Annotated in this window: 10 protein-coding genes and 1 pseudogene; all 11 read left to right on the top strand. The window is 45.5% G+C overall.

Annotation, left to right across the window (positions count from 1 at the left end):
- Positions 1-114: 114 nt before the first annotated feature.
- The 11 genes and pseudogenes from POG22_RS12520 (at position 115) to POG22_RS12470 (ending at position 7,964) form a co-directional block, all read left to right on the top strand.
- The gene (locus POG22_RS12520) at positions 115-402 is read left to right on the top strand and encodes a BON domain-containing protein (protein WP_498905593.1); all 288 of its coding nucleotides are present in this window, start codon (positions 115-117) and stop codon (positions 400-402) included.
- A gap of 282 nt (positions 403-684) precedes the next feature.
- Entirely contained in the window at positions 685-3,072 is a 2,388-nt protein-coding gene (ppsA, locus tag POG22_RS12515) for a phosphoenolpyruvate synthase (protein WP_498905591.1), read from the top strand.
- Positions 3,072-3,251, top strand: coding sequence for a hypothetical protein (locus POG22_RS12510; RefSeq protein WP_498905589.1), 180 nt, complete (start codon positions 3,072-3,074; stop codon positions 3,249-3,251). The genes ppsA and POG22_RS12510 overlap by 1 nt, the downstream gene beginning before the upstream one ends.
- A 346-nt stretch (positions 3,252-3,597) precedes the next feature.
- Positions 3,598-4,365, top strand: coding sequence for a hypothetical protein (locus POG22_RS12505; protein ID WP_498905587.1), 768 nt, complete (start codon positions 3,598-3,600; stop codon positions 4,363-4,365).
- Between the two features lie 269 nt (positions 4,366-4,634).
- A complete protein-coding gene (locus POG22_RS12500) occupies positions 4,635-4,910 on the top strand; it encodes a BrnT family toxin (RefSeq protein ID WP_498905586.1) in 276 nt (91 codons plus the stop codon).
- Positions 4,894-5,139: a hypothetical protein gene (locus POG22_RS12495; RefSeq protein ID WP_498905584.1), complete on the top strand. Its 246-nt coding sequence runs from the start codon at positions 4,894-4,896 to the stop codon at positions 5,137-5,139. Before POG22_RS12500 ends, POG22_RS12495 begins: the two co-directional genes overlap by 17 nt.
- A gap of 608 nt (positions 5,140-5,747) precedes the next feature.
- Positions 5,748-6,029: a DUF433 domain-containing protein gene (locus tag POG22_RS12490; protein WP_498905583.1), complete on the top strand. Its 282-nt coding sequence runs from the start codon at positions 5,748-5,750 to the stop codon at positions 6,027-6,029.
- Positions 6,026-6,373, top strand: coding sequence for a DUF5615 family PIN-like protein (locus POG22_RS12485; RefSeq protein WP_498905581.1), 348 nt, complete (start codon positions 6,026-6,028; stop codon positions 6,371-6,373). The genes POG22_RS12490 and POG22_RS12485 overlap by 4 nt, the downstream gene beginning before the upstream one ends.
- 240 nt (positions 6,374-6,613) lie before the next feature.
- Positions 6,614-6,787 (top strand): annotated as a pseudogene (locus POG22_RS12480) (putative PEP-binding protein); the annotation flags it as partial.
- Between the two features lie 39 nt (positions 6,788-6,826).
- Complete coding sequence (locus POG22_RS12475; protein ID WP_498905580.1) at positions 6,827-7,081, top strand: hypothetical protein; 255 nt, start codon at positions 6,827-6,829, stop codon at positions 7,079-7,081.
- Between the two features lie 109 nt (positions 7,082-7,190).
- On the top strand, positions 7,191-7,964 hold the full coding sequence (locus tag POG22_RS12470) for a class I SAM-dependent methyltransferase (protein ID WP_498905577.1): 774 nt from the start codon (positions 7,191-7,193) through the stop codon (positions 7,962-7,964).
- Positions 7,965-8,678 lie beyond the last annotated feature (714 nt).

The raw sequence follows: 8,678 nt of genomic DNA, 5'->3' as shown, positions 1-8,678 counted from the left end.
GGAAACTGCTGGGGAACCAGGAACGCTTGAGGAGACTACCACCCCTGCTGTCGATAGGCAACTTGAAACAGTAAGTGGTGTCGATGAATCAAGAATCACTTTGTGAGAATCCCCGTGCGTTCACGCCGGGGAGTATGTCAAGATTGGAATCCGATTTTGATGGATTACGATATTGCGATCGCGACGAAGTCCGATGTAGAACTGGCAGAGGATATCGAACGTCAGATGCGTTGGTCGCCGATTGTCGAATCTCGTAATATCGAAGTGTCGGTCAACAACGGAGTCGCAATGCTAACGGGTAAAGTAGACAGTCCGTTTGAAAGTATGAAGGCGACGGAAGAAGCTTATGAGGCAGGTGCGATCGATGTCACGAACGAACTCGAATTCGGAACGAAACCATAATAATTTTTGGATAAAATATTCAAACTTTTTGAAGCAAGAAATATTAATTAATATAGCTTTTTAAATTGAAGTGAACTATTTTATTTACAAGTCAGGAAATATTTTAAAATAAATATCATTTGTGCGTTGCAAATTTAAAATTCAATAACAAGTTTTACAATATAAAATAATTTATTTTAACGAATTTTATTTTCTTGAATTGCATTAAATTACTGATTCAACAACGCAAATCAATCTATTATCTTTTATATTTCACCAAAAATTCAACAGGTTAAATTAAAAATGACTCACTCCAATTCATACATTCGTCACTTCAAAACCCTCGACTCTAACGATGTCGAAATTGTGGGCGGAAAGAATGCTTCCCTCGGCGAAATGATTCAAACTCTTCAAGAACGGGGGATTCGCGTTCCAGATGGTTTCGCGACGACCGCCGACGCGTATCGACGGTTTCTCGAGGCGAACGAGTTGAGCGATCGCATCCAAGCCGAACTCGACGAGTTACACGGCGATCGTAAATCTCTCGATAAAGTGGGAAAAACGATCCGCAGACTGTTTTACAACGCAGACTTTCCTGAAGATATCGAAACAGAAATTTGCAAAGCTTACCGCCAACTCAGCCAACAGTACGATACTGATGAAGTGGACGTAGCCGCTCGCAGTAGCGCTACCGCTGAAGACCTTCCCGAAGCTAGTTTTGCCGGACAACAAGAGACATTTCTCAACTTAACGGGACAAGATGAGGTTCTCGAAGCTTGTCGTAAATGTTATGCTTCGTTGTTCACCGATCGCGCGATTAGTTACCGAGAAACTCAAGGCTTCGACCACATGAAAGTGGCGTTGTCGGTAGGCGTGCAAAAAATGGTGCGTTCTGACAAAGCCTGTGCGGGGGTTGCTTTTTCTCTCGATACCGATACCGGTTTTCCCCATGTCGTCCTCATCGATGGTGCATGGGGACTTGGGGAAAATGTCGTTCGTGGAAGTGTCACGCCGGACGAGTTTCGCGTGTTTAAACCGCTCTTAGACAAACCCAATTTAAAACCGATTATTGACAAAAAACGAGGAACGAAAGAACGCAAACTGATTTATGCAAAAGGAGGTTCGCACACGACGCGTAATATCGAGACGACGCAACCCGAACGAGAGGCGTTCGTTCTCGAGGACGGAGAAATTATCGAGTTGGCGCGGTGGGTCAAATCTATCGAATCTCATTACAACAAACCGATGGATATCGAGTGGGCAAAAGACGGCGAAACGGAGAAGTTATATATCGTTCAGGCGCGGCCAGAAACTGTACAATCTCAAAAAACGGTGGAATCTCTCAAGACGTATCGTTTGAAGGAAGACGGCGAAATCCTTCTGTCTGGGGTGAGTATCGGCGACGCGATCGCCGCTGGAAAAGTCTGCTGTATTGAAGACGCCACCGAGATCGATCGCTTTGAGGAAAACTCAGTTCTCGTGACGGGAATGACCGATCCCGACTGGGTTCCGGTGATGAAACAGGCCAAAGCTATCGTTACCGATCGCGGCGGACGTACCTGTCACGCGGCGATCGTCAGTCGCGAGTTGGGAATTCCGGCGATCGTGGGAACGGGAAACGCTACGGATCTCCTCGACGACGGACGGGAAATTACCACTTCTTGCGCCGAGGGCGATCGCGGGTATATTTACGAAGGATGTCTCGAGTTCGAGGCCGAAGAAGTCGATCTCGATGACATTCCCGAGACGGAAACTCAAATTATGACGAACATCGCCTCTCCCGAAGCGGCGTTTCGCTGGTGGAAACTCCCGACTGAGGGAATCGGGTTAGCCAGGATGGAGTTTATCGTCAACAACATCGTGAAAATTCATCCAATGGCGTTGGTGAAGTTCGACGAGTTAGAAGACAAAATGGCGCGCAAGCGTATTGAGGAATTGACGCGGGGATACGAGGACAAAACTGAATATTTCGTGGAACATTTGGCGCGGGGAATTGCCAAAATCGCCGCCGCGCAATATCCCCATCCGGCGATCGTCCGCATGAGCGATTTTAAAACGAACGAATATGCAGATTTAATCGGCGGGGCGCAATTCGAACCGAAAGAATCCAACCCAATGTTGGGATTTCGCGGCGCGTCTCGGTATTACAGCGATCGCTATCGTGAGGGGTTCGCCTTGGAATGTCGCGCCATTCGCCGCGTTCGCGAAACTATCGGTTTGGATAACGTATTGGTGATGATTCCCTTTTGTCGGACTCCAGAAGAAGCCGATCGCGTATTGGAAGTGATGGCGGAAAACGGTTTGAAACGGGGTGAGAAGGGATTGCAAGTGTACGTGATGTGCGAGATTCCCTCGAACGTGGAACTGGCGGACGAATTTTGTCAGCGATTCGACGGGTTTTCGATTGGAAGTAATGATTTGACGCAGTTAGTGTTGGGCGTCGATCGCGATTCTTCGGAGTTGGCGCACCTGTTCGACGAACGCCATCCCGCTGTCAAACGTAATATTCGACGCCTCATTGAAACTGCTCACGCGTGCGATCGCAAAGTGGGAATTTGCGGACAAGCCCCCAGCGACTATCCTGATTTTGCGGCGTTTCTCGTCAGCGTCGGAATCGATTCGATTTCCCTCAATCCTGACAGTGTGGTGGCGGTGAAACAGCGCGTCGCCAGAATGGAAAAACAGCGTTAATGGGGAAACCTATTTTTGCGAGGGGATTGGTGTTTTCTGTTGCGGCGATCGCTCCTGTCAGTGTCGGGACTTCTGATGTGGCGGTGCGATCGTCGCAAACCCTGTTTCAGCAGGAAATCAATACGTTACCGAAATCCTTCGGTTCTTCAGAATTAAAGCCAGGGTACGGTTTTTACTAAACTGTACTCACGAAATCGTTGATTTACAGCGGACGATTGAGGCGATCGATCGCGTGTTGGGATAAAGTCTCAGATATACTACAGGTAAGACTTGTCCGTTTTACGACAGAGGTTTCTGAAGCGATCGGTCTGGAACGTGCGATCGACGTGTTTGAGGGGGTGCGGTGTTTTCATCGCTCCGGTTGCGGTAACAGTCCCCAGTATGAAGTGTTATCCGGTAACGGTGAGATAACACCCATAATACCGGAGTTAGACCGCAAGTCTTCAGTTGAGCAACACCTTAAACTTCCAACGTTAAAGAGCAAGTTATCATTGGGTTACTGGTGAAGCTGTTATCCAAATTTATATGTCTAGAAATCTGGCAGAAAAGCGAGGATTTGGTCTTACTGGCGGGTTCTGGAATCGTTTTGGCGTAGTTTTCATCGAAGCTCCAATTCAGTCAGTCGTTTCGACTCTTTACAAACTCTTCAATGCAGAATATCAAGTCAATATTTTTCCGGCATTGTTAGAGGAACAAGATCGACGTTTTTTATGGCAATATTCTGGACATACTTGGACAACTTGGTGGGCGTTTTCGTCCGAAGAAGTGGCGTTCGCTCTTGCTCTTTTCCTAGAAACCAAAGCTATAGTCATTACCCATCAAGGAACTAGTGGCTGGAGTACTATCAAGGTTTTCTATCAAGATAAGTGGGTTGAACATTATCTCTTCGGAGGAGACGATTATGATGGCCCAAATGAAAAGATTGGCGATCGCGGTTGGGGCGTCGGCTACTGGGATCTTGAAGTAACCTACGAGTATTTTGTATCTCAAGGTTCTACCTTCCCAATCCAAAGCCGACATTTGTTTTGTAGCGTCATGCGAGAAGTCACTGAAGCTGAAATGAAATCAATACTTAGCTCTAACCAATACGAATCTGGTTTTCTTGATGCGACTCTTCAGCACTACGGAGTGTATCTTCCTAATTGCGATGAGACACCCCTGACCTACCCACGCTCCAATGCTGATTTTCATCCAGTTCGCTCAGACTTCGAGCGAGTTGATGCTTTAGTTTTACCTAAAGAAACGTTTTATTGGCAAAATATGTTGCCTGTTCCAATGCGTGTAGCAATATAACAAGTCGATGAAGCGGACTCTCGAGAGATTTTGGTGAGGTTGCCAAGATTGTTTGCAGACACTATCGAAACGGGAGATTTTGAGGTCGATGAGACTGCCGTACCCGCAACTAATAAACTATTCGATCGACATCCCGATGCTCAACTTTGGGGGATTCGGATATTTATGTTAAGACACATAGCTGAAATGGACATCCTGCAAGAACACATTACAAAAGACGACCGAAAAAATGATTTTCAGGATAAGGGAACACGCAGAAAGTATTTTATATGGAATTTGAATGGAATCCAAACAAAGCAGAACTAAATCTTGAGAAGCATGGTGTTTCCTTCCAAGAAGCGGCAACCGTCTTTAATGACCCGCTATCCGTAACCTTCCCCGATCCTGACCATTCCATCAGAGAAAACCGCTACGTTATCATTGGTGTATCTCAGCTTGGACAACTTTTAGTTGTTGCACATACTGACCGAGGCGCAAAAGTACGAATCATAAGCGCTCGAAAAGCCACTCGACAGGAGAGGAAGTTTTATGAAGAAGGAAATTGAGAATGAAATGGAAGACGAATTACGGTCTGAATATGACTTTGCTCAAATGCAAGGAGGTGTTAGGGGCAAGTATGTCGATCGATATCGTTCGGGGACAAATTTAGTACTTCTAGATCCTGATGTTGCTCGCGCCTTTCCGAGTGATGCCGCAGTAAATGAAGCATTACGTCTTCTAATGCAGGTTGCCGAGCGACAACAGCCTAACGCGGCGGTGCAGCAGACGGAATAAACGTTTTTGGCAGGATGATAGTTTAGAGTGAATGCAGTTACCCCGAACTCAGATTAAAAAACAGGTCGCGATGCAGGGTATTTCCCCAGTGCGATCGCCGATCTTGTAACGTAAGTAAACTCAGCATTGCTTTTTGCTTAGAGTGGTGACTGTTCCTTGCACGACATTCATTCAGTTCTTCCCGCATCAGATTTTTATAACATTGCGATCGCCGCTTTCGGCCAGCTTATCTTTTTAACACGATTCGGCGATCGTTCCCGTTATCGTCGGGATTTCTGACGCAGCAGTTCGACTGTCGCAAACCCTATTTCAGAATTGCGTTTTGCTGAGAGTGGTGACTGTTCCTTGCACGACATTCATTCAGTTCTTCCCACATCAGATTTTTATAACATTGCGATCGCCCCTTTTTGTAAGCCGATCTTTTCAAGCGAACAATAGGTATTGCCAGTCAGCAGATGGAATGAGAAACGCCAGAATTTAACTGCCTTAGAACCTCAGCTATCCTAGAGCTATAGTCGATCCGTTGCCATAAAGGATTCCAGATCCTCCTGGGTGGGGCAAGTTCGGATCGGGCTAAAATAGGCATGGAATGCCTAGAGGAAAACTCCATGCTTCAATCGACGGAACACTGTCACATTGTCAGAGACAGCGAAATTCTAAGCGGTGAGCCTATTATCAGAGGGACAAGGACTCCAGTTCGCGCGATCGTGGAAATGTGGCGTCTTGGGGTTTCGCCTGAAGAGATTCCTCAGCGTTTGCCGCATCTTGTTTTGTCACAGGTTTTTGACGCTCTTAGCTATTACCTAGATCGTCAAGAAGAAATCAATGAATATATCGAGCGTAATCGAATTCCTGATGAATTAATCGATTTTCGAGTTCGGAAAGCATGACTGAAATTTTTATTCATGTTTATTTGGATGAAGATGTTGATGTGCTTGTGGCGACTCTTCTACGCTCTCGTGGGTTTGAGGCGACAACAGCCCATCAAGCAGGACAACTTGGCAAAACTGATGCCGAGCAATTGGAGTATGCTGTGAGTCAGAGAGCAGCTATCCTCACCCATAACCGAATTGATTTTGAAGATCTGGCACGAGGGTACTTCGAGCGGGGAAAGCCGCACTACGGAATCATTATTGCTGTCAGAAATCCCTATCAAGAAATTGTGCAAAGGTTGCTGACTATTCTAAATAGTACGACAGCCGATGAAATGGAAAATCAAATTCTTTACATCTGAGGGTTTGATAGGATTGCTCAGATAGATGAGGGCTAACAACCCCAACGTAGCAAACGGTTGAAAGCTACTGATGTTGAGTTCGAGTTTACCGGCCGCTGCTGATTGGGAACGTTCAGCGGCACTCACTGCTGGGCATCCTATTTATTCTGTTCTTCCCACATCAGACTTTGATAAAAATGCGATCGCGGTTTCGCCTTCTCCTGCGAGGGATGATGCGGTCAATTCAGCAACTGACGGACGATCGAAACCGCCCACCACCGCGATCGCAAAGTGGGAATTTGCGGACAAGCCCCCAGCGACTATCCTGATTTTGCGGCGTTTCTCGTCAGCGTCGGAATCGATTCGATTTCCCTCAATCCTGACAGTGTGGTGGCGGTGAAACAGCGCATCGCCAGAATGGAACAACACCGTTAAGTTGGGTTGGTTTTGGGGAAACCAATCCTTTTGAGGGGATTGGCTTTTTCCGTTCCGGCAATTCTCGCGTCACCGAAGCAGCGAAAGCGGCGATCGTTCCTGTCAGTGTCGGGACTTCTGATGTGGCGGTGCGATCGTCGCAAATGCTATTTCAGTAGGAAATTAATGCGTTACCGACGATTTATCCTTCGGTTCCTCAGAATTAAAGCCAGGGTACGGTTTTTCCTAAACTGTACTCACGAAATCGTTGATTTACAGCGGACGATTGAGGCGATCGATCGCGTGTTGGGATAAAGTCTCAGATATACTACAGGTAAGACTTGTCCGTTTTACGACAGAGGTTTCTGAAGCGAGCGGTCTGGAACGTGCGATCGAGAAGTTTGGGGGGTTGTAAGGAGACATTATGAACGATGAAAATAAATCAATTCATGAGTTTGATTTAGAATTAATCTGCGAATATTTTGCAAGCCTAAAACGACAGGGGCCGGGTAGCCCTGAAGTGACGATTAAAGCATTGAGTTTTATCGATAATCTTAATGAAAAATCACTGATTGCCGACATTGGCTGCGGATCGGGTGGACAGACAATGATATTAGCGCAGCATACATCGGGAAATATTATAGGTATCGACATTTTTTCTACTTTTATTGACCTGTTCGATCGGAATGTCGAAAAACTGAATCTTCAAAATAGAGTAAAAGGCATTGTGCGATCGATGGAAATTCTTCCCTTCCAAAATGAAGAATTAGATCTGATTTGGTCGGAAGGAGCAATCTATAATATTGGGTTTGAACGGGGGCTTAATGAATGGCGAAAATTCCTGAAACCCGGAGGTTATATTGCTGTTTCGGAAGCTTCATGGTTTACGGAGGAACGCCCTGCCGAGATCGAGGAATTTTGGATGGATGCCTATCCGGAAATAGACACGATCCCCAATAAGGTCGCACAAATGCAAAAAGCTGGATATATTCCAGTCGCCACTTTTATTTTGCCTGAAAACTGCTGGACGGAGCATTTCTATGTTCCACAAGTAGACGCAAAAAAACTCTTCCTGGAGAAAAATGCAGGCAATAAAGCTGCGGTGGAATTTATCGCAAACCAACGACATGAAGCTCAGCTATATTATAAGTACAAAGAGTATTATGGCTATGTTTTTTATATAGGTAAAAAAATTTAACCCATTTCTTAAATATTTAATGTGCTAGAAGACATCTAACCAGCTAATCCACCGGACGGACTACAGCCGCAGACGATCGACTCGTTATGCTGCTAGTTCTTGGTGGGAACGTAAAGGAGAAAATTATGGGTTTTCGGCGTTTGTGACTAAAAAAGTATAATTGAATCTCAAAAACCGAGAATTCGATCGCCAAAACCACTATTGAGATTGTGAAAACTATCGAAAACAAGTTTCGATTGCATCAGAGTCTTTGCTAATGTGTCTCACAGGCGATCGCACGCCGTCAGTCAAAAAACGCGATCGCGATCGAAACAAACTGAAGTGTGACGGTAAAGATCGCGATCGCTAATGTATTAAAACTTATCAATGTTAATATGGGTAAAAATTGTTGAGATTTGATATTATTCGAGATAGAATTGTATTTTAAAGAGATTTTTTTTAGCTGAATTGGTATAGAAACCTCGAAAAATTGATTCTGGTTTAAGCTCCAACGGCTGAAACCCTTTAAATCTCGTTATTGATTCTCGATAGTCGAGCTTGCTTCTCAATAATTTTGAATTAATCGAGATGCCCGTATGTATTTCCCCCAGATTAACGTAAACAATTTACACGGTATCTCTAGACCCGTACTGACCGTAGCGATCCTTGCGAGTCTCCAGAGCCTAGCGTTCGGTTTCCTCCCCAGAACGTCCGCGTTGGCTCAGATCGTTCCCG

Source organism: Geitlerinema sp. CS-897 (assembly GCF_028368005.1).
Classification (GTDB): domain Bacteria; phylum Cyanobacteriota; class Cyanobacteriia; order Cyanobacteriales; family Geitlerinemataceae; genus Baaleninema; species Baaleninema simplex.
Note: the sequence above shows the minus strand (reverse complement) of the source record. Positions and strands in the feature narration are given on the sequence as shown.